24 protein-coding genes, 1 tRNA gene and 1 pseudogene are annotated in these 26,490 nt (G+C 49.4%); 11 read left to right on the top strand and 15 right to left on the bottom strand.

Annotation, left to right across the window (positions count from 1 at the left end):
- Window positions 1-115: 115 nt before the first annotated feature.
- A tRNA-Asn gene (locus DW47_RS0112185) sits at window positions 116-191 on the top strand.
- Between the two features lie 285 nt (window positions 192-476).
- A protein-coding gene (locus tag DW47_RS0112175) for an IS3 family transposase (protein WP_241430751.1) occupies window positions 477-1,552 on the top strand; the annotation gives its coding sequence in 2 pieces (ribosomal slippage) (window positions 477-708 and window positions 708-1,552; 1,077 coding nt in all).
- Between the two features lie 129 nt (window positions 1,553-1,681).
- On the opposite strand, the gene DW47_RS0112170 is transcribed toward DW47_RS0112175, so the two are convergent.
- The 7 genes and pseudogenes from DW47_RS0112170 to DW47_RS0112140 all read right to left on the bottom strand — a co-directional run bounded on the left by DW47_RS0112170 (window position 1,682) and on the right by DW47_RS0112140 (window position 7,118).
- Window positions 1,682-1,927, bottom strand: a complete 246-nt coding sequence (locus tag DW47_RS0112170; protein WP_420911405.1) for a bacteriocin immunity protein — start codon at window positions 1,925-1,927, stop codon at window positions 1,682-1,684.
- 1 nt (window position 1,928) lies between these two features.
- The gene (locus tag DW47_RS0112165; protein WP_029686689.1) at window positions 1,929-3,575 is read right to left on the bottom strand and encodes an S-type pyocin domain-containing protein; all 1,647 of its coding nucleotides are present in this window, start codon (window positions 3,573-3,575) and stop codon (window positions 1,929-1,931) included.
- A gap of 542 nt (window positions 3,576-4,117) precedes the next feature.
- A pseudogene (locus DW47_RS17720) lies at window positions 4,118-4,426 on the bottom strand (DUF6392 family protein).
- A 246-nt stretch (window positions 4,427-4,672) separates the two neighbouring features.
- Window positions 4,673-4,927 (bottom strand): pyocin S6 family toxin immunity protein, encoded by a 255-nt coding sequence (locus DW47_RS0112155; RefSeq protein ID WP_051150934.1) that lies wholly within the window; start codon window positions 4,925-4,927, stop codon window positions 4,673-4,675.
- Window positions 4,924-5,964, bottom strand: coding sequence for a colicin E3/pyocin S6 family cytotoxin (locus tag DW47_RS16685; RefSeq protein ID WP_241430741.1), 1,041 nt, complete (start codon window positions 5,962-5,964; stop codon window positions 4,924-4,926). Before DW47_RS16685 ends, DW47_RS0112155 begins: the two co-directional genes overlap by 4 nt.
- Before the next feature lie 96 nt (window positions 5,965-6,060).
- Window positions 6,061-6,453 carry a PAAR domain-containing protein gene (locus DW47_RS16680; RefSeq protein ID WP_071846646.1) on the bottom strand — a complete coding sequence of 131 codons (393 nt, stop codon included), beginning with the start codon at window positions 6,451-6,453 and terminating at the stop codon, window positions 6,061-6,063.
- Window positions 6,454-6,902: 449 nt separating this feature from the next.
- On the bottom strand, window positions 6,903-7,118 hold the full coding sequence (locus DW47_RS0112140) for a type 2 periplasmic-binding domain-containing protein (RefSeq protein ID WP_029686685.1): 216 nt from the start codon (window positions 7,116-7,118) through the stop codon (window positions 6,903-6,905).
- Window positions 7,119-7,801: 683 nt separating this feature from the next.
- Between DW47_RS0112140 and DW47_RS0112135 the strand changes: the two genes are divergently transcribed.
- Together DW47_RS0112135 and DW47_RS0112130 are read left to right on the top strand one after the other, a co-directional pair.
- Complete coding sequence (locus tag DW47_RS0112135) at window positions 7,802-8,872, top strand: porin (protein ID WP_029686684.1); 1,071 nt, start codon at window positions 7,802-7,804, stop codon at window positions 8,870-8,872.
- 246 nt (window positions 8,873-9,118) lie between these two features.
- Window positions 9,119-9,463 (top strand): gamma-glutamylcyclotransferase family protein, encoded by a 345-nt coding sequence (locus DW47_RS0112130; protein ID WP_029686683.1) that lies wholly within the window; start codon window positions 9,119-9,121, stop codon window positions 9,461-9,463.
- A gap of 58 nt (window positions 9,464-9,521) precedes the next feature.
- Here DW47_RS0112130 and DW47_RS0112125 read toward each other — a convergent pair whose 3' ends face one another.
- Complete coding sequence (locus tag DW47_RS0112125) at window positions 9,522-11,654, bottom strand: TonB-dependent siderophore receptor (RefSeq protein ID WP_029686682.1); 2,133 nt, start codon at window positions 11,652-11,654, stop codon at window positions 9,522-9,524.
- Window positions 11,655-12,043: 389 nt separating this feature from the next.
- On the opposite strand from DW47_RS0112125, the gene DW47_RS0112120 reads away from it, so the two are divergent.
- The 5 genes from DW47_RS0112120 to DW47_RS0112100 are packed head-to-tail and all read left to right on the top strand — an operon-like array spanning window position 12,044 to window position 16,831.
- Entirely contained in the window at window positions 12,044-12,910 is an 867-nt protein-coding gene (locus DW47_RS0112120) for an ABC transporter ATP-binding protein (protein WP_084689071.1), read from the top strand.
- Window positions 12,898-13,914, top strand: a complete 1,017-nt coding sequence (locus DW47_RS0112115; RefSeq protein ID WP_051150932.1) for a FecCD family ABC transporter permease — start codon at window positions 12,898-12,900, stop codon at window positions 13,912-13,914. The genes DW47_RS0112120 and DW47_RS0112115 overlap by 13 nt, the downstream gene beginning before the upstream one ends.
- Window positions 13,911-14,963, top strand: a complete 1,053-nt coding sequence (locus DW47_RS0112110; RefSeq protein ID WP_029686679.1) for a FecCD family ABC transporter permease — start codon at window positions 13,911-13,913, stop codon at window positions 14,961-14,963. Before DW47_RS0112115 ends, DW47_RS0112110 begins: the two co-directional genes overlap by 4 nt.
- 15 nt (window positions 14,964-14,978) lie before the next feature.
- Window positions 14,979-15,941 carry an ABC transporter substrate-binding protein gene (locus DW47_RS0112105; protein WP_029686678.1) on the top strand — a complete coding sequence of 321 codons (963 nt, stop codon included), beginning with the start codon at window positions 14,979-14,981 and terminating at the stop codon, window positions 15,939-15,941.
- Window positions 15,938-16,831: a MurR/RpiR family transcriptional regulator gene (locus tag DW47_RS0112100; protein WP_029686677.1), complete on the top strand. Its 894-nt coding sequence runs from the start codon at window positions 15,938-15,940 to the stop codon at window positions 16,829-16,831. Before DW47_RS0112105 ends, DW47_RS0112100 begins: the two co-directional genes overlap by 4 nt.
- 17 nt (window positions 16,832-16,848) lie before the next feature.
- Here DW47_RS0112100 and DW47_RS0112095 read toward each other — a convergent pair whose 3' ends face one another.
- Window positions 16,849-17,031 (bottom strand): hypothetical protein, encoded by a 183-nt coding sequence (locus tag DW47_RS0112095; RefSeq protein WP_029686676.1) that lies wholly within the window; start codon window positions 17,029-17,031, stop codon window positions 16,849-16,851.
- A 765-nt stretch (window positions 17,032-17,796) separates the two neighbouring features.
- On the opposite strand from DW47_RS0112095, the gene DW47_RS0112090 reads away from it, so the two are divergent.
- The gene (locus DW47_RS0112090) at window positions 17,797-19,137 is read left to right on the top strand and encodes an MFS transporter (RefSeq protein ID WP_051150931.1); all 1,341 of its coding nucleotides are present in this window, start codon (window positions 17,797-17,799) and stop codon (window positions 19,135-19,137) included.
- A gap of 19 nt (window positions 19,138-19,156) precedes the next feature.
- Here DW47_RS0112090 and dcm read toward each other — a convergent pair whose 3' ends face one another.
- From dcm to fetA, 3 genes are all read right to left on the bottom strand, one after another.
- Complete coding sequence (gene dcm / locus DW47_RS0112085; protein ID WP_051150930.1) at window positions 19,157-20,479, bottom strand: DNA cytosine methyltransferase; 1,323 nt, start codon at window positions 20,477-20,479, stop codon at window positions 19,157-19,159.
- 156 nt (window positions 20,480-20,635) lie between these two features.
- Window positions 20,636-21,409 carry an iron efflux ABC transporter permease subunit FetB gene (gene fetB, locus DW47_RS0112080; RefSeq protein WP_029686673.1) on the bottom strand — a complete coding sequence of 258 codons (774 nt, stop codon included), beginning with the start codon at window positions 21,407-21,409 and terminating at the stop codon, window positions 20,636-20,638.
- Window positions 21,406-22,083, bottom strand: a complete 678-nt coding sequence (gene fetA, locus DW47_RS0112075; protein WP_029686672.1) for an iron efflux ABC transporter ATP-binding subunit FetA — start codon at window positions 22,081-22,083, stop codon at window positions 21,406-21,408. Before fetA ends, fetB begins: the two co-directional genes overlap by 4 nt.
- A 229-nt stretch (window positions 22,084-22,312) precedes the next feature.
- On the opposite strand from fetA, the gene DW47_RS0112070 reads away from it, so the two are divergent.
- Entirely contained in the window at window positions 22,313-23,236 is a 924-nt protein-coding gene (locus DW47_RS0112070; protein ID WP_029686671.1) for a ketopantoate reductase family protein, read from the top strand.
- Window positions 23,237-23,290: 54 nt separating this feature from the next.
- Here the strand turns inward: DW47_RS0112070 and DW47_RS0112065 are convergent, their stop codons facing one another.
- The 3 genes from DW47_RS0112065 to dacD form a co-directional block, all read right to left on the bottom strand.
- On the bottom strand, window positions 23,291-23,629 hold the full coding sequence (locus DW47_RS0112065; protein ID WP_029686670.1) for a DUF496 family protein: 339 nt from the start codon (window positions 23,627-23,629) through the stop codon (window positions 23,291-23,293).
- A 150-nt stretch (window positions 23,630-23,779) separates the two neighbouring features.
- Window positions 23,780-24,838 (bottom strand): FUSC family protein, encoded by a 1,059-nt coding sequence (locus tag DW47_RS0112060; protein WP_029686669.1) that lies wholly within the window; start codon window positions 24,836-24,838, stop codon window positions 23,780-23,782.
- A gap of 139 nt (window positions 24,839-24,977) precedes the next feature.
- Window positions 24,978-26,147 carry a serine-type D-Ala-D-Ala carboxypeptidase DacD gene (dacD, locus tag DW47_RS0112055; protein WP_029686668.1) on the bottom strand — a complete coding sequence of 390 codons (1,170 nt, stop codon included), beginning with the start codon at window positions 26,145-26,147 and terminating at the stop codon, window positions 24,978-24,980.
- Between the last annotated feature and the right edge of the window lie 343 nt (window positions 26,148-26,490).

Genomic DNA, 26,490 nt, shown 5'->3' with positions numbered 1-26,490 from the left:
TCTGCTTACTTTTTGTTATCATTGTATTATTTGTCGGCAAACGCCTCTGAAAACCTAAAACAACTTTGACAAGCCCTCCGAGCAACGCTAGTATCTGCCCCGTCTTCACGACAATTCCTCTGTAGTTCAGTCGGTAGAACGGCGGACTGTTAATCCGTATGTCACTGGTTCGAGTCCAGTCAGAGGAGCCAATTTAAGGGAAGCAGACGTTCACCGACGTCTGCTTTCTGCATTTCTATCAATCGGTTATCCTTCTTCAGTCGTTCATCCTCGTTCACTAAAAACCACTCGAAGCCATATCATTTTGATGGTAAAAATGCTGGTAATGCTGGTTCTATTTCCCTTTTACCAACAAACGAGGGACACCGTTATGCTCCCTGCAAAACAAACCATTCTCTTTTAGAGATCTTCCGACATACTGATTATGTCCTCCTGAAGAGATCGCTATGCGTAAAGCCTGATTTACTGAACACCAGATTATCGCCGTTCTGAAGTCTGTTGAAGCCGGCCGAACGGTCAAAGATGTCTGCCGCGAGGCCGTAATTTCAGAAGCCAGCTATTACAACTGGAAAGCAAAATATGGCGGAATGGAAGCTTCTGATATCAGGAAAATCAAGGATCTGGAAGATGAAAACCGGCGTCTTAAACAGATGTTCGCTGATCTGAGTCTTGAGAACCGTGCACTGAAAGATGTCATCGAAAAAAAGCTTTAAAACCAGTGATAAAGCGTGAGCTCGCCCATTATTTGATCTCGCAGTTTACAATGAGCACACGTCAGGCATGCAGGACATTATCACTGAGCAGGACGGTGTTTTTCTACAAGCCGGATACACGGCGTAATGACGTTGTCATAGAAGCCCTCACAGAATACGCTGAGCGCTATCCGCGATACGGTTTTAAGAAGCTTTTTCAGGTCATTCGCCGGCAGGGCCATGTCTGGAATCACAAGCGGGTTCACCGAATTTACTGCCTGCTGAAACTGAATTTTAGACGTAAAGGAAAACAGCGTTTGCCGGTACGTAATCCGGCACGGCTGGCGATACCAGAGGCAATAAACCAGAGCTGGTCGGTTGATTTTATGCACGATGCTCTGGTCAGCGGCAGACGTTTCCGGACATTCAATGTGGTGGATGACTTTAACCGTGAAGCACTGGCCATAGAGATTGACCTGAATATTCCGGCTCAGCGGGTCATCAGAGTATTGGATCGAATCGTTGCTCACCATGGCTATCCGCTGAAACTGAGGATGGATAACGGACCGGAATTTATCTCACTGATACTGGCCCAGTGGGCTGAAGATCACGGTGTGCAGCTGGAATTCATTCAGCCCGGAAAACCCACTCAGAATGCTTTTATTGAACGATTTAACCGGACATACCGAACTGAAATACTGGATTTTTATCTGTTCAGAACACTGAATGAAGTACGGGAGATCACAGAACGCTGGCTGGCGGAATATAACAGTGAACGACCTCATGAATCCCTGAATAACCTGACGCCGGAAGAATACCGGTTGATGGCTGAAAAACCGGAAACCTCAAAAAGTGTCTGAAACTAAAACAGGTCTACTTACATTTAGATGAAGTCATATAAATGAAGAAAACAAGCAACACCACCGATCTGTTGTGCTGCTTCTGTGGGGAATAGATAAAAGATCAACTAACTTTTTATGATTTCTTACTTAGCTTTTGAACCCTAATTTACCATTCTTCTGACGCCATTGATGAATCTTTTCTGCTATAGCTTCCGGTGTAGCTTGATTCCCTGGTTCAGGATAATAAATTAAATCTGAGCCTGCTGGATGCTCTGCCAGTTCAATGAAGCGCTCTAAAAGAGCATCTTGATGGGCTTCTGAACCAGCATCACTAATGATTTCTGCAATCAATGCAATGAACTCACTTCTTGAGTAATCGCTTAAAGTATTCAACCTATACACCTCTATGAATATCTATATGTCTTTTAGGGGTTGTGATACCCATGTTATCAACATTATAAACCTCGCCACCTTGACTTATTGGCTTGATATGATGAATTTCAAATGATCGTCTTTTACCTACTGTATCGATAAACCTTGAGCGAAGTGCTCTACCATTCTTCATACGACTTATATTATTAGGGATAAACTGCCTTGATAGCTCAGGATCTTTTGAGACTTCCAACCAAAATGCCTTCCGGAACTGGTCAAAGTTTGCAAAAATCCGTCCTCGCAACCTGTCGGCAATCTGACTGGGGACAGGAGAACCATTACCTGTGTCAGCATCCGACAACCATATCCCGCTAATCTTCTGACCTTTACCGGTAACTTGTCCGGGATTATTACGTAGATAGATGTAGATCGGTGGAATATTCGATAGCGGCAGGATCAGAATATAATCTGCAAAGGTCTTCTCGTCCGGAGCCGGTGTCGTCGTCGCCTCAATACGGGTATCTTCCGGCAGCGGATCAACAATGGCAGGGTTAGGTATTCTTACCGGGTGCTGATTGCCTGTATTTGCAGGGACATTGACACCTGAACTGTCTGGCGTCCAAACGAGGGTGATAGCTGGCGTTTCTTCGGTAGTGAACGTATACGCTTTTCGGCCGCTGTCCCACGCCATCTTGCGTACACGCACCCTATCTTTACCGGGGGGAGTATGCCAGCCATGGGGAACAGAGTGCCCCTTTTCATCCTGCTCCCAGGTATAACGCACCCGCGTGGGGGCTTCTCGCATTTGCTCTAGTCTCAGACGGTCTAAATAATCTTGTTCCCCCTCATTCAACTTGCCGGGCATCATGCCCATCACTATGGCTGCGAGGGGCGCACCGGGACCGCTGGCGGCGATTCGACCGGCTCCGCTGACTAACTCACCCAGTTTTACTGCCCAGGTTCCTGAGGTAATGGCATGGCCACCAATCAGGCCAAAAACACTGGCATCCTCAACGGCCTTTTCGGCGTTAGCCGCGCTGGTCGCTGCGGCTAACGCTTGCTGATATTCGAATTCCTCATGATCACCGTTCAGCCATTTATACAGGGCACTTCGCTTTTTCGGCTTGGGTATAGCGTCGACGGGGTTCTTTTTGTTAGCGCTCTGCGCAAATTGGGGCACATCGCTCACGGAAGCGGGAACAGCCTGATAAAACCCCATGGCCGCAAAATTTGTGTGGGGTTCCTGCTGTTCCCCAGCATCATTGCACCCCTCACCTCGCAAGCAAGATTTGGCGAACACCCGCTGGCGGTCATGTTCTTGTGCTTGCTGCTTTTCCTCCATCTTTTGTTGCGCAATAGCCTGCAAGCGGGCTTTTTCTGCTGGCGGTTCATCCTTGATATAGCCATCTGGGATGGTCTGTATAAACCGAGCCGCACATGGGCAGGAACTGATACTGTCCAGCGTTCCTGCAAGCTTTCTGCCCTCATCCCATGTATCCGCGGTCCCTCCGAGAATGTTATACGTCCCAGGATGCTGGCCGCACGACACCGCATCACCTTCCCGTGCGCCCGCAACCCCGTACCAGCTTAAGGTTTCATCGCCGGTCAGTATCTTTCCCCCGCAGGTCGTCGGATCACCCACCCGCAGGTAAAACCCCATCGCTGCCATCGTCGGATTTACTTTCCTTAGACGTTACCTACCGAGAGAGCTCGGATAAGTTTGTCGCTGTATTGGCGGTCATTTCCTTTTAACGGGGTATTTTCAGGGTTAGGTTAAAATAATACGGTGATCTGCCCTCGATATTGGCAAGCAGAAGACAGCAGAGATCACAAAAGTCTAAAACAGTGGCGTTTTTAAGAAGGTGCGTGGATAGCTAAGCATCCATAAATGTAGATACAGTAAACTTTCATATCAATGACGTGAGAATATTATATTAGGTCGTTTTTTAGGGTTAAGTTCAGACGATTTTATCTATGCATAAGGGATCTTGAATTCAATCCAGAAACGGTTGTGAGCAAGGGTACGCCACAGTTAGCGGTACTTTTTCTGGATATTTGAAGGGGAAATAAATAAAGCAGCACACAAGATTTTCTCTGCGGCTTTTGAAAGAAGAGTAACGGCTACCAACGAAGATCTGAAGCAGTGAAAAATGTCACAGACCTGACTTGATCTGATGTGTCATAGCTTATCTGCATCATTGTAGGTGTTGATCAGTTTTGGACTTCATAAAGATCTGTCCAGCCAAAAGCCCTACGCATAACCACCTTTGGAGGACTGCTTCTTAATGGCACACCTATATTTTCATAAACCCATTCCCTCAACATGTTTCTCTACAATGGCTCTGGTAATTCATTTGAAAACATCCAGTTTTTAGCCTTATTATTCTGGATTTTTACGAAGATATCCTGCAATATCCGACCTACCCGCTTGAAGGACAAGAAAAGACCTTCTTTTGCCATATCAAGACTTAGGTCAGGCTCTCCAGATGAGCCTGTAGGTGGGCTTTTATAAGTGATCAATTCATTATCAATAAGTTCCTGATATTTTTTCCTAAACAGCTTATCAAAGCATCAATATTCACTGTCATTTATATAACCCCATCTCACTGTTTAGTTTTTGCATCCTCTATCTCACTGATTATATTTGATTTTATGCTGGATCTTTCTCTTATAACGCTGATTTAATAGCATCAAGATTACGATCAAGAGCAGCCCTGAAATTGATAGATAATTGAAAACGCACTTTAAAGCGAGGATAACTCTATTTCAGAGTCCCCCACCCGATATTTGAAAATCCAAATCTTCTTGAAAAAAGTTTTTATCCAATATTTTCTCAATGGCTTTAACCTGTTGGCTAGTAAGATCCCACCCACCGATCCCTGCACTAAAGTCACTATAGTCTTCATCCGTCCAAACCATGACTTTAGCTATTTCCGGGAGTTTTTCTTTTGGTATATTTATTTCGAAGACGAGTAGTTCATCTACACGTTCGAAAGCATCAATAGTATAAATAATTGTCATTTTTCTACCTTTCTTGTCGGATCTGCTGGTTTAGTTTGCTCACCTGTTATTGGGTCAAACTCGCCTAAATGATTGTGCCCTGAACGATCATAAATTTCGACCGTACCGTGTTGTGAATCCCATTCATAGATACACCCTTTAGGATCTTTCCACCTTGAACGCAATGATCCCCCGCCCTTAACCGAGGTCCTTTTTTTAGCTGTTTTAGCATCTGGGAAGGCAGGTAATGGAGGATTTCCCTTTGGAGCCACATGATATTTATGATCAGCATTCAGATAAATATATATTGGTAGAATATTCGATAGCGGCAGGATCAGAATATAATCTGCAAAGGTCTTCTCGTCCGGAGCCGGTGTCGTCGTCGCCTCAATACGGGTATCTTCCGGCAGCGGATCAACAATGACAGGGTTAGGTATCCTCAGCGGGTGCTGATTGCCTGTATTTGCAGGGACATTGACACCTGAACTGTCTGGCGTCCAAACGAGGGTGATAGCTGGCGTTTCTTCGGTAGTGAACGTATAGGCTTGACGGCTGCTATCCCACGCCATCTTGCGCACACGTACCCTATCTTTACCGGGGGGCGTATGCCAGCCATGGGGAACTGGATTACCTTTATCATCCTGCTCCCAGGTATAGCGCACCCGCGTGGGGGCTTCACGCATCTGTTCCAGTCTCAGGCGGTCTAAATAATCTTGCTCCCCCTCATTCAGCTTACCAGGCATCATGCCCATCACTATGGCAGCGAGGGGAGCTCCCGGACCGCTGGCGGCGATTCGACCGGCTCCGCTGGCTAACTCACCCAGTTTTACTGCCCAGGTTCCTGAAGTAATGGCATTTCCGCCTACCAATCCCAGAACGCTGGCACCTTCAACAGCCATCTGTGCATTAGCAGCACTGGTGGCTGCGGCTAACGCCTGCTGGTATTCGATGTCTTCATGATCACCGTTCAGCCATTTATACAGGGCACTTCGCTTTTTCGGCTTCGGTATTGCCTCGACAGGGTTCTTTTTCTTAGCGCCCTGCCCATATTGGGACACCTCTCTCTCGGAAGCGGGAACGGCCTGATAAAACCCCATGGCCGCAAAATTTGTGTGGGGTTCCTGCTGTTCACCAGCATCATTACACCCCTCACCTCACAGGCAAGATTTGGCGAACACCCGCTGGCGGTCACGTTCTTGTGCTTGCTGTTTTTCCTCCATCTTTTGTTGCGCAATAGCCTGCAAGCGTGCTTTGTCTGTTGGCGGTTCATCCTTGATATAGCCATCTGGGATAGTCGGTATAAACCGAGCACCACATGGGCAGGAGCTGATACTGTCCAGTGTTCCTGCCAGCCTTCTTCCCTCATCCCATGTATCCGCGGTCCCCCCGAGAATGCTGTACATCCCGGAATGCTGGCCGCACGACACCGCATCTCCTTCCCGTGCGCCCGCAACCCCGTACCAGTTTAAGGTTTCATCGCCGGTCAGTATCTTTCCCCCGCAGGTCGTCGCATCACCCACCCGCAGGTAAAACCCCATCGCTGCCATCGTCGGATTTACTTTCCTTAGAACGTTACCTACCGAGATATCCTCGAAATGTTTGTCGCTCTGTTGAGGGTCAATGCCTTTTGCTGAGTCATTTTAGGGTTTGGTTAAAGCAATACAGTGATCTTCCCTCGATATTGGCAAGCAGTAGACGATAAGGATCTCAAAAGTTAAAAAAGGGGTGTTTTATTCAGAAGGGCGGAGGATGGCTGAGCATCCATAGATGTAGATGCTTAAAACCTCAATATTAATCAATCGCAAATATGATAATGGTTTGTTTATAAAATGAAATTCAGGTCGTTTTACCTATAATCAAGACAATATAGCGGTAAACTCAATTTCATCCAGCCTACTACCACAGCCTTGTTGCCGGCATGCTAACCGGTTACTGATGTCCATCTCAAAGATGCCTAAAATATTCTATGACTTGGTGTCGTTTACCTTTGAACAGCTTACTCCTTAATCTCACCCAAAGCCTCTGGTAGCGCTTCGGTGGCATAATAGCAAGTGACGTCAATCGCTTTCCGGGTGGCCGGAGACAGCCAATTCTCGGGTAAACAGGTTATGCCCACTCCCCGTTCCATCACCATTTCTGGCACATCAACCCGCACTAGCCGATCGGTGAAGGCCGGTTCAGCTAAGCTGTTTTCTGAAATAAAACTCAGCAATCCACTCTGCGCGATCAGTTCTGGGACCGCCGCCTATGCACTGATCTCAATCCGGACATCCGGTGCACGGAAGCGAAATTTTATCTGCTGCACAGCTAAGGTCCTTTTCCCTAAACTGTATTGGGGGATTATTGCCAGAATAGGTATTATTCACCTGGCTGATAATGCGCACGCTATTCATAACTTTTCTCGGTTTTTATTTTCCTCTACACTGTTATTTCCCCATAAAGTAGAAATCTATTTCCGCCCTCACCGTTTTCACCTCCCCCCTAAATGCTAACAACTCTTATTAAGTTGTTGTCGATACGGAGGGGAATTGTTATCAGTTCGTTTTTTAACCTACCGATAATACCTTTCAGCCGACTATCTTTTCAATTTTCACTGACACACAATAATGAGTATTTTAAAGTCCATTAGTCATTTTATTTGATTCAACCAACCACATCAGAATAATCATCTATTGATGATATTAGCGCCTGTAAGAGAGTATTTTTAGAGTTAGGTTAGCAGACCAGTAACATTGCTTTGACATTATTAAGCTTTGCTATTTTATCAAGCCAGCGATGTCAAAATTGAAATTATCATCCGCTATAAATCCTGATAAAAGGTTACAGCCAAACCGTTTCTGTTACTTACAAAAATACAATTACACAACCTGAAACACCCTATTCCGGATGAAAATAATGAAAAATAAAGTGATGTTCACTGCACTAATGTTACTTACCAGCGGTGCAGATGCTGCAACCATTTATGACCATGATGGGAATAAACTCGATTTCTATGGCAGCGTCCGTGGCCGCCATTATTTCAGCACCAAGAGCAGCCAAGATGGAGATTTCAGCTATGTCCGTCTGGGCTTCAAGGGACAGACCAAAATTAACGATACTCTGACCGGCTATGGTCAATGGGAATATCAGGCGCAAGCAAATGCCGATGAAGGTACAGGGAGTAAAGGTGATAAAAGCCGCTTGGGCTTTGCTGGACTGAAGTCCAAACAATGGGGTTCCATTGATTACGGCCGTTCTTACGGTGTTTACTATGATCTGGCCAGTATCACCGATTTTGCGCCAATCTACGATGTCCTTGGCGACACCTTTGTCGATAACTTTATGACTAGCCGCGCGAATGGCTTGCTGACATATCGTAATAATAATTTCTTTGGTCTGACGGACAAACTTATCTTTGCCGTACAGTATCAAGGTGCTAACGACCAAGGCGAAAATAACGGTTCACGTTCCGTGTATAACGGTAACGGCGACGGTTACGGGGCAAGTGCTGAATGGAAAGTGACCAATGACTTCTCCTTGGTGACCGCCGCTGCAAACTCTCGCCGTACCGATCAGCAAAATGCCTTAGCGCTGGGTGACGGTAAACACGCAGAAATTTGGGGTGTCGGGGTGAAGTACAGTCCTGGTCAATTCTATAACGCCGTGAAATATTCACAGGGTCAGAATATTACCCCAATCAAAGGCTATGGTTACGCCAACAAGAGTCAAATTTTCGAAGCCTACAGCCAGTATACCTTCTTAAATGGTTTCTCTCCTTCTATTGGCTATTTCTATGCCTCAGGGAAGGACATCGAAGGCCATGGCGATGTGACCTTGCAGAAGTATGTCGATGTCGCTGTGCGTTATTACTTCAATAAGAACATGTCAGTCTATGCCGACTACCGTATCAACCTGCTTAGCAAACAGACGCCGTTTGGTATCCTGACTGACGACACCACCGGGCTGGGGATCACTTACCAGTTCTAATATCATTTAGGAGAGGGCTCGCCCTCTCCTATTTTATTAGAGTTCACCCTGCTCCTAAATATTCCGCCAACTCCCAGCAACTAGCTTGCCACTCGTCCAGACTCTTGGTCTCCAGCTCCTTCAAAAATACGTGCTTGGGGAGAGTGAGTACCTTCCGCCAGTGACCAACATCACCAATTTCTTCAGGCAGTGATATCTGCTAGGGTAACTTTTTGACTGCAAAATTATCTGATAGTGGAGGTCACCATGAACCGGCTATTTGTATACGGCACCCTCAGACCTGGGTACAGTAATGCCCATATTATGGATGCCATCGGAGGAGAGTGGCAGCAGGCCAGTGTTCACGGCTTTTTCTATCATAACGGCTGTGGTGCGGCTGAAGGATTTCCAGGCATTGTGATTGACCCTCAGGGACCGCAGGTGCAGGGGTATTTGTTCAGTTCAGAAAACCTGAATGAACATTGGCAAGCACTGGATGAGTTTGAAGAGGGATACGACCGTATCCCAATAGAGGTAACTACTGCTGATCAGATTTTGACCACCGCCTGGGTCTATCAGCTACAGCCCGCCAGCATTCCGCCGGCGACCTGAGCCGGTTGGCTGCTCGTATTCCTGTAGAGCAGACCGCACGCAGCGGTCTGCTGACCTGTCAAAACTCTACACTGGCACTGACCACGGCATTAAGGCTTTCCCCTTCCGCCACCCGCAGGTTTCCGCCACTTGAGGTGTAATACTGTTTATTAAACAAGTTGTTGACGTTGAGTTGTAAACGAGTTTTCTTACCGAGTAACTGATTATCCCAAGCAATAAAGGCATCAGCCACGGTGTAAGACGGTAATGAGAAGCTGTTGTCCGGATCACCCGCACGGCTGCCAACATAGCGAACACCGCCACCTGCGCGTACTTCTCCCGGAACAAACCAAACCGGAACCTGATGACTTACGTACAGCGCACCAGAGTGCCGAGGCGCATTCTGTAAACGGTTGCCGTTATTGTCCGCGTTATTTTGATCGTCGGTGATCACTGCCTGATTGTAACTGTAGTTCGCACTTAACGCCCAGCCGTGACCTACCTCACCGTTTACTTCTGCTTCTACCCCGCGAGAGCGAGCTTTAGCCACCGCATAGTTATTACCGTTCAACGACAGGGAAATATCTCGTTCTTCAATATTATAGAGAGCCAAACTGGCAAATAACGATGGTGAAAGTTGCCATTTGCTGCCGGTCTCCCAAGTGGTGCCCTGTTCTGGTTTTCCCACCTGACCGTTATCATCCACACTGGTTGACGGCGTGAAGGATTTACTGACGCTGCCGTACAGTGAGAGGTCTGGTGTCAATTTATAAATAAGGCCAGCCTGCGGTAAAAACTTATTACCGATATCATTATATTTCTCGCTGACCGGATCAAAGCCTGTCGATTCGCGTTGCTCATAATGCTGGTAGCGACCACCGGCCACCAGCGTCCAGCGAGAGGTCAAATCAATACTGTCTTTCGCATAAACCGAACGGCTGTGGATACGGTTGAGCTGATTAGCCTGCGCGGTTTTCTCGGTGGTGCTATCAGTGATAGGCGTCATCCCATAAACCGGGTTATCGAGGGTAAACTGCTTATTGGTTTTACCGGTATACGCATGGGCACGATAGGTCTGATTCATTTCATAATCGGTACCCACTAGTAGATTATGGGTCATCCCCCACAGTTCTGGCGTTCCACTAATATCCCAAGCAATATATTTGGTCTTATGGTTATAACCGCGGTTGGCATCGGCACGGCGCGTGACTGCCCCGGTGAGCGGATTAATCGCGGTCACACGTACTTCGTTATTACTGTAGCGGCGTTGATTCATGCCGACGCTGACCTTGGAAGTCCAAGTATCATTGAACTGATATTCCCAGTGACTGCTAAAGGTCTGATTACGCCCCCAAGCATGGTTGGTGTAATCATCCAGCCGTGTTTTATAGCCGATATCAACCGGTTTTCCGTCAATAAAGGCAGTACCGCGGTCGTAAGGTATATCATAAGCAAAACTCTCATAGCTGATATCCACGCTGGAACGCTCACCGATCCATTGCAAAGAGGGCGCTATCAGATTATGTTTATCATTACCGAAGCCGCGCCAGTAATTCTGTGCCTGTTTTTCGGCAATCAGACGAAATGCGAAGCCATTGCCAAGTGGGCCAGTAACATCAATACCCCCGGCCCCACCACCGGTGCTGTTGTAGTGACCAAACGCTTTAGTGCTCCACTGATATTGTGGCTTTTTGCTGACAATATTGATGACTCCGCCTGGGTTTTGGATCCCGTATAGTAACGAAGCTGAGCCTTTCAGCACTTCCACTCGTTCGGTGGTGGCATCCAGGTTAAGCCCCTGGCTACTGCGGATCCCATCGCGGTACACAGAACCATCCGAGTTACTGCCGAATCCCCGACGCATAATGCCATCCTCGGTACCTGCCAAGGTATTACCTTGCGCAACGCCACTGACGAAGCGCATGGCGTCCGACAAGTCACTGACTTGGTAGTCGCTGAGCTGGCGTGGCGTTACGACACTGATTGACTGTGTCTCCTCAAGGCGTGAGGTCTCCGTCCGGCTGCCGATACTGGTGGTAGGTGCCGTATAACTGTTTTCCGGTGAAGCCTGATCGTTGGCCGTCACGGTCAAAGTATCAGGGATTTCTGCGGCCATTAAACCGCTAGCCCATAGCCAACTGGTGCCATACAACGCCAATATAAGCTGACGGGCAACGGCAGATCGCCGGAAAAAATGCGTGTGTATCGTCATGTCTAAAAATGATCCTCAACCCAGAAGTCACAGCGGCTTCTCTGCCCACAGAGTCCGCCCGCTGCGCAGTGTTCCAGCGGTCATAAAACCAGCAGAAACACGAATAGTAATGTTATTGAGAATCATTCAATCATAAACATGTGTAGTAGTAAACTGAATTAATTAAATGATCACTACAAGCAATCATTTACTAAAACCACCAAATAAAAATATAATATTAATTAAATACAATAAGTTAAAACAATATCATCGACACGACATGCCATTTCAGGATGTTACAGAGATCGCTGTCAGACAATAAGTTTCCCCTTGACTACTACAGCCACAGCGGTGAAAATTATCAAAAGATAATGATATTGATTATTATTTGTAATCGTATGGGCACAATCATGAAATCTCCGTCAGACGCTGCACAGTTGCCACTGACCCCGACACAAAATCTTACCGCCTCTTCGCGATTACAGCTCGATAGGGTACGGGCTGGCTATCCGCAACATCCGGTGACTGGGGAAATTTCCCTCAGCATCCCAACAGAAAAAATGACTATTTTATGCGGTGCTAACGGCTCAGGAAAATCGACGCTGCTAAATACCCTGTCGCGAATGCTTTCACCGCTGTCAGGTCAAGTGATCCTCGACGGCAAAGCTATTCATCAGCAGCCGACCCGACAGGTTGCTCGTCAGCTTGGGATCTTGCCGCAAAGTCCTTTACTGCCAGAGGGCTTGACGGTACTGGAATTGATCTCTCGTGGGCGTTATCCCTGGCAGGGGTTTATGCGTCAGTGGTCAGACGCCGATGAACTGGCCGTAGCAGAAGCGATGCGTCTCACTGGTACAGAGCAACTGGCTCACTTAGCCGTAGAGACCCTTTCAGGTGGTCAACGTCAGCGTTGCTGGATTGCCATGACCTTGGCTCAGCAAACGCCGCTGATCTTGCTGGACGAACCCACCACCTTCCTTGATGTACGCTACCAGGTAGAGATCTTGGAGCTGCTACGTGACCTAACCCGCTATCATCAGCGTACAGTGATTATGGTGCTGCATGATGTCAATTTCGCGATGAACTATGCGGATCGCTTAGTGTTTATCAAGCAAGGGGAACTGGCTGCGGTGCTCGACGATACCGCCGACTGTACACCACAACTGATGCATTCAGTGTTCGATTTAGATGTGCAAATGATGGTTAACCCACATACCGGCAAACCCTTTTTCCTGCCATTTCCGCCCAAAGAGACTCAGTCAGTATGCCCACGCTGAAACCAGGCCGCTCAGGACAGCGCTTTATCCCGCTACTACTAGTGTTACTCACGCTAGTGCTGATCGCCGCGATCGGCGATCTTGCGGTCGGTGCGCGCTTTATTGCACCGGTAACCGTGTTTCAGGCACTGACCGACTATCAGCCTACCCTGTTTAGTCACCATATTATCGTTAATCTACGGCTGATCAGGGTCGTCGCGGCGTTGCTGGTCGGGGCAGCCTTGGGGATTGCTGGCGCGTTATTGCAGTCAGTGATCCGCAACCCGCTTGCTGAGCCGCATATTCTGGGACTAAATGCTGGTGCAGCCCTGGCTGTCGTACTCTGCACCACTTTTGGTCACTGGGTCAGTTCCCCGGAATTGCGCCCACTGGTAGCCGCTTGCGGAGCAGCTATCCTGTTCAGTTTGGTGATTACTTTTTCTTCAGCCGGACGCAATGGGCTGACAGTGGTAAAGGTCACCCTGTGTGGCGTAGCGCTGTCAGCCTTTGCTTCATCTCTGACCGCGACAGTACTGCTATTGGATGAGCAAACCATGATTGAAATCCGTACCTGGCTGACCGGTGACCTATCGGCACTGAGCTGGCCGGTGATCGCCACCGCAAGCGCCCTCGCTGCTGGGGCGACTCTACTGGGCATAAGCCAAGCGCCGTCATTGAACACCTTGGCCCTCGGCGACCGCATAGCAGTGGGTTTAGGCGTTAATCTTCGCCGCACACGGATGCTGACCATTGTCGCTATCGCCCTGCTGAGCGGTGCCGCTGTCTCTGTCGCAGGACCTATTGGGTTTGTAGGGCTGATTGTCCCTGCTATTGTCCGCCGTTTGGTTAGCGATGACCTGCGTTTTTCACTGCCGTGCTGTGCGCTGATCGGTGGCCTCATTATGCTAATGGCAGATATCGCGGCGAGAACTCTGCTGGCTCCGCAGGTGGTGGCGACCGGAATTATGACTGCCTTAGCCGGGGCTCCGCTGTTTATCCTTCTCGCCGCGAAGGTGTTTAAATGAAGCAATTACTGCAAAGCAATGGCTGGCGTGCCCTGCGTTTACACCACTACTCACTGCTGCTGCGACCGGCTTTACTGGCCCGTTTTGCCCTCTGCGTGATAGCGCTGATACTGTTGCTGATAGTTGGCCTCGGCCACGGTAGCCTGCCGGTACCGGCTTCATCTGTGACACGGGCGCTATTGATACCAGACAGCAGCAGCGACCCTGCATTGCGTATTATTCGAGAAATTCGCCTTCCGAGAGTGTGTATGGCAATCGTTATCGGTGCGCTACTCGGAATGGCCGGCGCAGCAATGCAATCGGTCACCAGAAACGGCCTAGCTGACCCAGGTCTGCTTGGGGTGAAAGAAGGCGCTGGTATTCTGGTGCTGACACAGATCCTGTTTTTTCCGGCCATCAGCCTATGGTGGCAGCCGGTGGTTGGCATGGCGGGTGGCCTGCTAGTGGCATTATTGGTGGTCGCCATTGCTCGCGATTTCTCGCGACCTCGCTTTATTTTCACCGGCATCGGTATTTCGTGGATCTTTGCGGCACTGATCGCCATGTTTATGACGACTGCCGACGTTCGCCAAGTCCAAACAGTGATGCTATGGATGGCTGGCAGCCTCAATACCGCGGGCTGGCCAATGCTGGTCATGGCGTTATGCTGGGGGATCCCTGCGATGGCACTTCTGTTTATCACTGCCCGAGCAGCGGATATTGCCATGCTTGGCACACCGGTGGCAACTGGGCTGGGTATCCGATTGTCACGACTGACATTAGCGCGTTTTATCGCGCCGGTGGTCCTGACCGCTACCTGCGTTTCCTGCGCCGGCAGTATCGGCTTTGTCGGTCTGATAGCCCCCCATCTATCACGGATGCTGTTTGGTGGGGGCCAAGCCGCACAACTGACCGGCAGCGCCCTCTGTGGTGCGCTATTGGTATTACTGGCAGATACCGTCGGCAGGCTAGCTTTCGCGCCATTACAGTTACCTGCCGGAATCATTATCGCCCTAGCGGGCGGCCCATTTTTCCTGATCCTGCTCTGGCATCGCCGAGACAGATTCTGACCTGTGAGAGTGTCTATGCGTCTTGTTACTTTACTGTTACTGCTACTCAGTGGCTGCGCGCTCGCAGCGCCAGATACCCAGAATTTCACCGATGACCTTGGTCGTACCGTTGCTGTTCCCCTTCATCCGCAACGAATCGTTTCCCTGCATGATCTGGACATTACCATTCCGTTACTGGAACTGGGGGTTGTACCGGTGGGCAGTCACGGACGCACCCTGGCAAATGGACAACATACTCTACGCTCTGCGCGACTGCTGACCGGTATGGATTATGACAATACTGGTATGGCTTTTATTGGCAGTGCTGACATCGATATCGAAAAGGTGGCGACACTGAAACCTGATCTGATCATCACCTCCCCCGGGCGTAGTGCCGATGTGGCACAACTGGAGAAAATAGCGCCAACCGTCAGTATTGACCACCTTAAAGGCGGCGCGCCGCGCATCTATAGCCGTCTAGCAACGCTGACCGGCCACCAGGCCCAATTGGCACTGCTACAGGCCCGCTATCAGGCACAAATCCAACAATTAAAGAATACTCTGGCCGGTCGTACGGTGACGGTTTCAGTGCTACAGGCCAGTAATGGCAAAATCGCCCTGATGCACAGTTATCACGCACTCGGTAAAGTGTTGCGGGATGCAGGCTTTCATTTCCCAGCGTTGATTGAAAATATTCCAGAAGATGGCCGCTTGACGGTGAGCGCTGAACGGCTGCCTGATCTGGACGCCGACCTCATTTTTGATACATGGCGTGGCGATAACGGCGGTCAACCTGCTGATGAGATAGCGGCCATGAATGCGGTTATGCCCGGCTGGTGCCAGTTTCTCCGTGCCTGCCGCCAAGGACACTATGTAATGGTTTCCCGTGAAGAAGCCATCTCCAACTCATTTGCGGCCATGAGCCTGATGGTATCAGTGGTACAGACGCAACTGGCCGGACTCAGTCTACCGCCAACGGCAGAAGGCCCTCAGCAATGACAATTTCTGACAAGAACCGTTATCGGGTAGATGTATACGGAGAACGGCTACGTAACCGGGTAGCACAGCTGCCAGCCGGTTTGCAGACAGTGGCTTGGTATATTAATGACAACCGTCAGCGGGTGCTGGATTCGACAGCACTGGATATTGCCGCGCTCACGGGCACGTCCGATGCAACGGTGATCCGTGCAGTACAGGGCTTAGGCTTTGCAGGGTTACGCGATCTGAAAAAAACCCTGCACAGCTGGTTTGAGCCGGTCATGACTTCCGCCGATAAAATGAGCACTACTCTGCAGACACTGAGTTGCGATATCAATTCCAGTATTGATTTTGTGCTGGAGGGGCACCGCCGCACCTGTGACAGTTTAGCCACTCCGCAAAACCGTGATGCCCTGGCCAGAGCCGTTGCCTTGCTATTGGATGCACGCCAAGTCGGCATCTTCGGCATTAACGCCTCCGGCATTTTAGCAGAGTATGCCGCACGCCAGTTCCGGCGGATTGGTATCGACAGTCAACCCTTGAATCGGGCCGGTATCGGGCTGGCAGAGCAGCTATTGGGCCTACAACGTGGTGATGTCCTGTTGATGATGGCGCAACAATCCGCTCACCGTGAAGGAATGACGACCTTAGCAGAAGCCAAGCGATTGGGTAATCCGGTGATCCTATTGACCAACGCCACCGAGTCGACCTTTGCTAATGCTGCCGATGTGGTTGTCCAGGTACCGCGTGGTGGTGAAAAGGGCAAAATACCCTTGCATGGCCCAGTACTGGTCTGTCTAGAAATGCTGATACTGTCGGTAGCCTCTTCAGATTCACCGCGCACCCTCAAATCGATGAAACGCATTCAGGACCTGAATCGTTCGCTAAAATCCGGTGGGCAAAAACGTTAAGCAGAGGGGACACAGGCTTATTTCAGGCGATGGGCCATTTCATTAGCGGCCATCATGGCGTTATACACATCGTCTGCCGTCATTTCCATCGGCATAATATTCATGGAGTCTTCCGGCGCACAGGCGGTACCGGCGACTTCTCGCAATGTGGCTTCTTTGAAGATTTTCAGGCCCAAGGTCGCCTCAATGTTTTCGCTCAACAGCCGGTAACATAACTCATCAAGCCCAGGCCGTTTCGTGACGGTTTATTGCAATATCCGTTAGCACCCATTCTGTGAAGCAGGTCTGTAACTGGTTGACCTTACGGCGGCAGCATTCACGTCCGAATTTTTCCGTTTGTCCACGACAACCAGCGGTCCGCAGGGCCGCTAAGGCACGTGGCAAAATACATTCGTCACTGTTAATCAAGCTGTTTTTGGGTGAGGTGAATGCTGTCGGTAATTTAATTTCTTTAATCCTTTGCGGCGCTCTGCTCTATGGCTTTGCCTGTTTTCATCATGAGCAGTTGTCCGGTTAGACATAGTGATTGCAAACATGACTCTTCAAATCTTTACCTCAAACAGCTGACTTATGCGGATCCCCCTTCCCCTCCCGACTCAAGGTGGTTATTAATAAGCCATTAAAAACTAGACGCTATGTAAAATAATACACCTCTCCTGTACAGTCGTTCGGTTAACTGCCAGTAAGTGCTGGCCCCTTGTCATTCCAATAAACAATGGCGCTTAGCAGTCCATAACGACCCTTAGCCTGACATCAATCACGGCATTTATAGATAATCCGTATGAATGATAGTTATCACTCATAATCTGCACTGTTACGGCCCGGAGTAACGCCTTGTTGGTGCAGAAGATGACTTTCTGCAGCGGGGGATCCCTGCCAATGCCCTATTACCCAATCAGGGAAAGGTCACACAGACTGGCACCGATCTTGCGTGTCTAGGGTATTACCTACCAGGGAGTGCCACTATGAAAGCAACCACGACTCGCTACACGGTCTTTGGACTGATGTTTCTGATTGCACTGATCAACTATATTGATCGCGGTGCCTTATCGTTTTCTGCCAATACCATCGCCCAAGAATATCATCTCGATAAAATTCAACTGGGTGCGGTGCTCGGCTATTTCGGCTTTGGTTATCTGTTCGGGTCACTGTGTGGCGGCTTTCTGGCTGACCGCTACGGTACCCGTAAAATCTGGCTGTGGGCGGGTAGCTGCTGGTCGTTGTTTGAAATTGGTACCGCCTGGGCTGGTGACATGGGTATTGCCATGTTCGGTGGCTCGGCGATCCTCGGTTTCGCCACCCTGCGCATCCTATTTGGTTTTTCCGAAGGTCCTGCCTATGCACTGATGAATAAAACCATTTCTGCTTGGGCACCGGACCATGAACGCGGTTTCGCGCTGAGTATCGGTTTAGTCAGTACCCAAGTGGGGGCAATGCTCACCGCACCTATCGCTGTAGGGCTGTTACTATTGACCGGTGACTGGCGCATTATGTTTATAGTGTTGGGTATTGCTTCTCTGGCGGCGATGCTAGTTTTTGCCAAACTGTACACCAATACCCCACAGCAGCACCCCCGGGTTAATGAGGCTGAGCAGCAACTGATTAGCCGCGGCCAGAAAGCCCCACTGGAAGCAAGCCGCCCGTTACCTTGGTGGCACTTTTTCACTAACCGTACCTTGGTGTGCAACGCGCTGGGTTATTTCACTTTTTTGTATATCACCTTCACCCTCGCCACCTGGCTGCCAAAATATCTGCAGGACAGTTTCCATTATGACCTGCACTCTCTGTGGTATGTGGCGATGATCCCGTGGAGCGGTGCCTGCTTTACCGTATTGCTGGGGGGACGGATCTCTGATTTCCTGTTGAAACGTTTTAATGACCTGCGTATAGCCCGCAACGCCTTCGCTGCGCTAGCCCTGTTTCTGACCGCTGTCTGTTTCATGGCTATCCCCTGGGCCGGGTCAGCCGCTGCGGTGGTTGGATTGATGGCGGCAGGCAATGCGATGAATGCGATGGTGAATAACGTTTACTGGTCGGTGGTGATTGATGTGACGCCGCGCTCGACGGTTGGCAGTTACAGTGGCATGACCCTGGCTATCGCCAATGTGTCCTCGATTTTATCACCGATGTTATCCGGCTGGTTGGCGCAGCATTATGGCTATAACTCGATGTTTATTGTGACGGCCTGTATCGCACTGTGCAGCATGATAGCTATGATGTTTTTGCAACCAGAGAAAACCCTGGCGGACTGCCCTACTCACACGCGGCAACAGCCCCCTGTTCCCACGCCTCCACTGGTAGAGTAAAGAGGGCTATGACGGCAGCTTAAGCTGCCGTCTCCTTATCGCTTAGCAAGGCAGCACGCGACAGTGCCGCTACCATCTCACTGGCAATGGCCTCAATCACATTCATACACACCGAATTCCCAAGCTGCTTATAAATCTGCCCATGAGACACGGCATCGACAATAAAGGTATCTGGGAATCCCTGCAAACGGGCACATTCACGAGGCGTCAGTTTACGAGGATTTTTTCCGGCGGCAGTCTGATCAATGAGAATTTCCGAGCCGTCTTTATAGTAGCGGGCACTGAGGGTATTGGCATATTCACTGTCAGCATTAAACAGGCTATAACCGAAACCATTACCGCGCAACTGATGCGAAGCCAGTCGGTTCTGATGTCCTCGCCATAATTTGTCCGATAAGGTGTAGAAATCTTTGCGTTTCCCGGCGATCTGCGCCGCTAACTGTGTGTCACTGAGCAGAATGTCGCCGACTCGCGTCGGTGTACATGGCGGCTCCGGCCAGCGAAAAATCTCATGGTCAGCAGTCTGGCTGAAATAATTCTTATCGAAGCCGACGATATAAATACGCTCACGATTTTGCGGTGCGCCAAAATCACCGGCCCGTAACACTCGCCACTCGACATGATAGTTCAGTTGATCTGATAACGCCTGCCGTGTTTCCTCACTCAGCGCTATATCATCGGGAATGTCGCTGCGATAAGTTCCCTGCAAAATATTGATAATTGTCTTTAGGGTGCGTCCCTGATCATGGCCGCGCAATTGCTTAACGTTCTCCAGCAGAAAAGCTTTAGGTCTCTTTTCTGCCAAAATGCGCTGGATCTCAAAAAACATAGTGCCGCGCGTATCACTGAACCCTTGCTTACGACCCGCTAAGGAAAAAGCCTGACAGGGAAAGCCTCCCAAAAGAATATCATGGTCGGGAATATCTGCTGCACGGACACGAGTAATGTCGCCAACGGGCATCTCACCGTAATTGGCTAGATAGGTTTTCTGCGCATATTTATCCCATTCAGAGGTAAACACGCAGTGCCCCCCCCGCTGCTGAAAAGGCAAGCGGATCCCACCGATACCGGCAAATAAATCAATAAACCGAAAAAAAGGCTCTCTCTGCGGCTCCCGCCTGAATGGCGCAGTTTGCGCATAATGCTGCAGTCTGTGCTCCATGTTGAGAATCGCTTTACGCTTAGCGTAGGGAGGGATCTTGGTTCCGGCTTCCCAGGCGATGACGGTTTGTTCTCCGTGGGCAGGCATCCCCAACACATTCGCGAACTCAGCACGTCCCAATCCAAGACGGGTTCTGATAGCAATAATTTCGTTTGGCGTAGGGCGTAATAAAGGGGGCATTATTCAAGATTTTCAGCAGTTTTCGTCCGCGAAGACTATCACCGCTAGCCGGTTCAGGCAATCTGTCTACCGCCTGTCAGTGCCTACTGGCTGGCATCTGGACAGAGAGTGTCACAGATGCCAGCCCTCTAACGCCTGATTAAAGCTGACTTCCGCTCAGCGGATTTTTTTGATGACCAGTTGATGGCGGGTATTATAAAACTTCCTGCAGGCCAGGTAACCGGCAATAATCGTTGATAAGCCTGCGGTAGACAGTAACATAAAGGTCACCATAATCTGATATTTAATGGCCTTAACGGGGTCAATGCCTGCAAAAATCAGTCCGGACATCATGCCCGGTAGGCTGACAATCCCCACTGTCTTCGCAGAGTCTACGGTTGGGATCATCGCCGCGCGGATACTATCACGCAATAAGGCGCTAGAAGCCTGCTTCGGGGTCGCCCCGAGACTGAGCATCTCTTGGATCGATTGCTGTCTGTCGGAAAAATGCTGGCCGAGGTTGTTATAACAGAGTCCGACTGCCACCATTCCGTTACCGGCGATCATCCCCGCAATCGGGATCACCTGCATCGGCAGAAATTCGATGGAGCCCGTCAGCACCAATACCGATAAGGTCAACACCGCCCCGGTGGTAATGGCAATAAATGACATCACAAAAGTACGGTCGAGATATTTACTGCGCTTCTGCGCATTCCAGGCTGCATTGAAGCAGATAAACAGCACCATCAGAACCGTCAGCGCCCCATTGTCTAGGGCAAACAGGTATTTCAGCACATAACCGACAATCACCAATTGCACAATAGCGCGGCAGATACTCCAGATAATCTCCTTTTCCAGTCCTAGTTTTTCACGATAACTGATAATGATTGCCACCAGCACCAGTGCCAACGACATAATCAGCGAGCTATTCGTAATATTGTGCTGATTCATTGTTCATCCTTGGTCTTCTCTGCGACCTTGTTACGATTTTCGAGGGTAATCACGTTATCGGCATGTTCGATTTCATTAGTATCGTGGGTCACCCATAGCACCGCCAGTTGATGTTCTTTGACGTACTGATGGATGATTTCATTTACCTGTTTCTTGTTGGTTTCGTCGAGGGCACTGGTGATTTCATCAAGCAACAGAACGTCTGGCAAAAACTGCAAATGGCGGATCAGTGATACCCGTTGTTTTTCGCCACCGGACAGCTCATTAATGCCCTTATTCAGCATCTCTTCCGATAAGGAAAATCGTTTCAGGTCAGCGACCAGCTTTCCTTCTGGCGGGGTTTTATCTCGCAACTTCCAAGGGAATAACAGATTATCCGCCACCGTTTTGCCAAACAGTGCCGGTGTTTGCGAACAATAGGAAACCCGCTGACGGTAGTGTTCAGGGGTAAAATCATCGATAGCCTTGCCAGAAAGGCGTATTTCTCCCGCTTCTGCCGAGATCAATGATGAGATAATTTTTAGTAAAGTACTTTTACCACAGCCGGAAGGCCCGGTAATCAACATAAACTGTCCGGCATTAATATTTAGCGAGACGTTCTGTAAAATCTGGCGCTCACCGGCCCGATAACTGATATTTTTCGCCTCTAACAGGGCGGGCTGCTGATCCTTCATTAGTTAATATCCTGTCTCGATTATTGTGCTTGTATTCTAGCGGGTATTTGCCATGACGATAACTGTCGTATCAGGAAAAATACTGTCCCCCCAAAGTCCGCCTTTCTGCAGCCCTGCAATGGTCAGCGGCGCCTATTAGAGATAATAATATTTACCCCTCGACACTGGTGTTTCGGGCGGCGGGCTTTTATGGTTAGAGTCTGACTTCATGAAAAACAGAAGGTATAGAATGCGGATACTGGTAGTCGGTGCCGGGTCGACCGGCGGTTATTTCGGTGCATGCTTAGCGAAACAGGGGCGTGATGTCACTTTTCTGGTACGAGAGAAGCGTGCAGAGCAACTAGGCCGTCACGGGCTGGTGGTCCATGCCCACCGCGGAACCTTTACCTTGCAACCCAAGACCCTTGCTGCGAGTGAGATCACCGCCCCCTATGATCTCATCATTCTGACAGTGAAGAGCTTTGGCCTCACTCAGGCTATCCGCGATATCACCCCGGCAGTAGGCGCTCAAACCCTGATCCTACCGGTGCTAAATGGGATGCAGCATATCGCCACCCTGTGTGAGACCTTTGGCGGGGATAAAGTCCTCGGAGGGCTGTGTAAAATCCACTCAACACTGAATGACAAAGGCGAAATTTTACAGATGTCTGCCCTACACCAGATCTGCTATGGAGAAAGAGACGGTTCAGACAGCACGCGTATCCGAGCCTTGGACCAGTTACTGAGCGGTTGTGGGTTTGACAATAAACTGTCACTACAGATTGAGAGTGATATGTGGGAAAAATGGTTACTGCTCAGTACCTTGGGAGCTGTCACCATTCTTTCCCGAGGTAATACTCAGCAAATATTACACAGCCAAGGAGGCGATATCCTCCTGCAAGCAATCTACCGCGAAGTACTGGCCGTGATCACGGCATGTGGCTATCAGCAACGTCCGGCCGTCATCGCCTCCACCCTGCAACATCTCAGTCAGCCGGATACGCCGATGACGTCGTCAATGTACCGTGACCTTAGTCAGGGGTTCTCAGTCGAAGCGGATCAAATCATCGGTGATTTAGTAGTACGGGCAAACAGACATGCCCTGCCGGTACCGTTACTGAATGCAGTATGGGTTAATTTGCAGGTCTATCAGCACCAAAAACAGTCACAGTGATCTCAAACAGACGCCCGACAGGATTGGGCGTCTGTCGACAAGGTCGCGAAGAGGTTACTTTTGATCCGTCTCACTGAAGGATTTATGCTCACCCATCACCTTGATTTTCTTAGATAGTTCACGCCGCTCTTTTGATAAGTCAGCATTTTTAATGATGTACTCATCGACACGATCTTCGTAGTCACTGCGCATGCTGGCAATGATTTCCTGGATGGCTTCAATACTCATACCTGGCTTAATATATTCACTCAGGTTATCCAGCAGCAATACCCGCTTTTGATTATCACGGACTTTCTTTTCGTTATCCGTGATCTCACGCTGCAGCTTATTTTTTCGACGAAACATACGAACAAACTCAAGAACATCCTGGAATGACTGTTTAGCATTTTCCATGATAACACCTTGGTTAGACGCCTGTTCATCCAGGCGTATGAGTTTCAGAGTCACCGCTTTAGGGCCGGGCCAGCATCGTTACTGTGCCGTGCCCACAATCGGGTTGCCTTATCTTAACGCAAACAACAACGATTTACATGTTAGCCTCGGTTACTTTCTCAGTACCAGTCGAATCAACTCATGTAATCTCACCAGCTGTCCGTGCAACTCAAGACTCAGCCAGACATAGCCATAAACCGGTGCCGCTTCTGCCTTTTCATGTTCGGCTTTAGACAGCAGTGTATCCAGCTCCCGTTTGATTTCATCCAATTCCGCGATGGTGGTGGCGACCTGGTCGGTTTTTCCTGTTACCAGCATGGAGGATAAGGTCCGAAACATATTTTCGGTCAACGCCTGGGTACGCCGTAGACTGGGTGCATTAAGTAACAACAGATGGCTTTCCCGCGAAGCCCACCACGCATTGATTTGCATTTCCAGCGTAGACACCATATTGCGATGGATAACTTGGATCCCTTCAAACACCGATTTCGGGATACGGGTCTCTTTGCTGGACGGTTCAAGCAGCGATCGCATTTTTACCGACCCGCTTACCAATTGCTGAATCGGCTTATTTAGACGGGGTTTCTCCAGCAGATTTGGCGATAACCCGGTGTGATAGATTTTCAGTGAAGAAAGCAACGCATCTGACATACGAATACGCCAGAACGTATAGGCTCGCTGCGCCCAGATCCCAGTGAATAATACCGCCAGCAGTGATCCGAAAATCACATCTCCCCCCCGCCATAATGCAGTCAGAAAATCACCCGGCGGTGCGCCTACGATGACACCGAGGGTGATACCGATCAGTAACGCCATATAAGGTCGTTTACCCAGCGTCAGATAGCCACAGACAAACATTACTACTGCGCACCACAACAACATTAACGGCAGCGAAAAGAGTTCGATACGAAGGGCGATAAGCCCCGACACCGAGCCAGCAAAGGTGCCAATAATTCGCTGCACGGCGCGGGGGAAGACATTGCCCCAAGAGGATATCGGCCCCATCACCACCACCAAGGTGATTAAGGGCCAACTGCCCTCAGGAATATTCAGCAACCGTACCAGTAAGAAAGAGAGGATAAACGCGATGGCGATACGCAGACCGTGGACCGTCTGGTAATGGCGATACAGCCAGAATTCGGGGCGTGAAATCGGTTTGTCAGGACGCAAAATTGAGTTCCGTTAACAGTTGGGGGACATATTTTTACATATCCACAAATAAAAATCCGACTCCTTTTACGCCTTAATCAATTGGCCGCCCAAAAAAAGCCCCAGAACATACTGGGGCAGGCGTTCGCAACAAGGCTGCTTAGATTTTCTGTTTAATGTAATCGGTGATGCGAGTGATGATGCCGCCTTTGGCGACATCCTCCAGCGCGACTAACGGATAGCTGGCAATCTGCTTATCCTTATCCATCACTTGGATTTCACCGATAACTTCATTCTGGCTCAGTGGCGCATCCAGCTCTTTTTTGGCGATCACATATTTCGCCTTAACGTTGTTGATCTCGTCACGCGGAATAGTCAGAGAGGCATCTTTGGCCGATCCAACATTGACAGAGTGCGGATTACCGAACCAAACATTCTCAGTACCCAGGGGTTTACCGGCATGGAACAATTGTACAGTCGTAAAGTTATTCTGGCCCCAGACCAGAAGTTTGCGGGCTTGATCTTCGCGACCTTTCGGACTTTTCGCCCCCATCACTACGGCAATCAAACGCTGGCCATTGATATTGTTGGAAGCCACAATATTAAAACCGGCGGTTTCGGTATGACCGGTTTTCATACCATCCACATGCAGACTATTGTCCCACAGCAGCCCAACACGGTTATTCTGGGTGATGCCGTTCCATGTCATCGTCTTCTGACTGTACATGTGATAGAACTCAGGCTCACCGTGGATGATAGCCATTGCTACGATCCCTAAATCGCGAGCAGTACTGTACTGACCTGGCGCATCCAAACCATGGACGGTTTCAAAGTGCGTATTCTGCAAGTGTAATTGCGCGACAACCTGGTTCATCATCGCCACAAAATTCTGTTGTCCGCCAGCCACGTAATCCGCCAACGCCACACAAGCATCATTACCGGAATCGACGATAACGCCACGACTTAAATCACGAACGCTGATTTTATCGCCGGGTTTCAGGAACATCAGAGACGACCCTTTAAAGACAGGGTTACCAGCACCCCAGGCATCTGTCCCGACCGTCACGATATCGTCAGGGCTAATACGTTTGGCATTAATTGCACGGTCAACCACGTAACCTGTCACCAACTTAGTCAAGCTGGCCGGATTACGTCTCTCGTCTGGGTTACCGGCAGTCAGCACCTGCCCGGTGGTTGCATCCATTAACACCCATGAAGCCGCATCAATTGGCGGTGGCGTCATAGAAACAGGGAAACTATTGTCATCGGCGTGGGCCGCGGATGCCAGTAAAATCATACCCGATACAGTGATAAGCAGACGCCTTTTCAAGCTAAATTCCTTAATGATTATGTTGGGTTAACAGGTTTTAGTCGCCTTTTTACGGTATTTTATGGCCGCTGGCATCTATCAATTGTGAGAAAGTGTAAATCAGAACTAAGCAAAATCGCCTGTTTACGGCGGCTATTATAAACGATCCTTCTGTTATTAATGCAATCTACTGCCAAAAGAGCGTTCTTGAACATTGGAATTCTTGTTGAAGCCCTTGCCCCTTCTCTTTTTTTGTCAATTTTATGCGTTGCCTGACGCATTTAGTAACGCTGTATCACCCTGCTATCTCGCGCCTCAGCCGCAGCTTGGCCGCTAACCTCAGTGATCACTCGGTCTTTTATCG

Origin of the sequence: Tatumella saanichensis (genome assembly GCF_000439375.1) — a bacterium.
GTDB classification, from domain to species: Bacteria; Pseudomonadota; Gammaproteobacteria; order Enterobacterales; family Enterobacteriaceae; genus Tatumella; species Tatumella saanichensis.
Note: the sequence above shows the minus strand (reverse complement) of the source record. Positions and strands in the feature narration are given on the sequence as shown.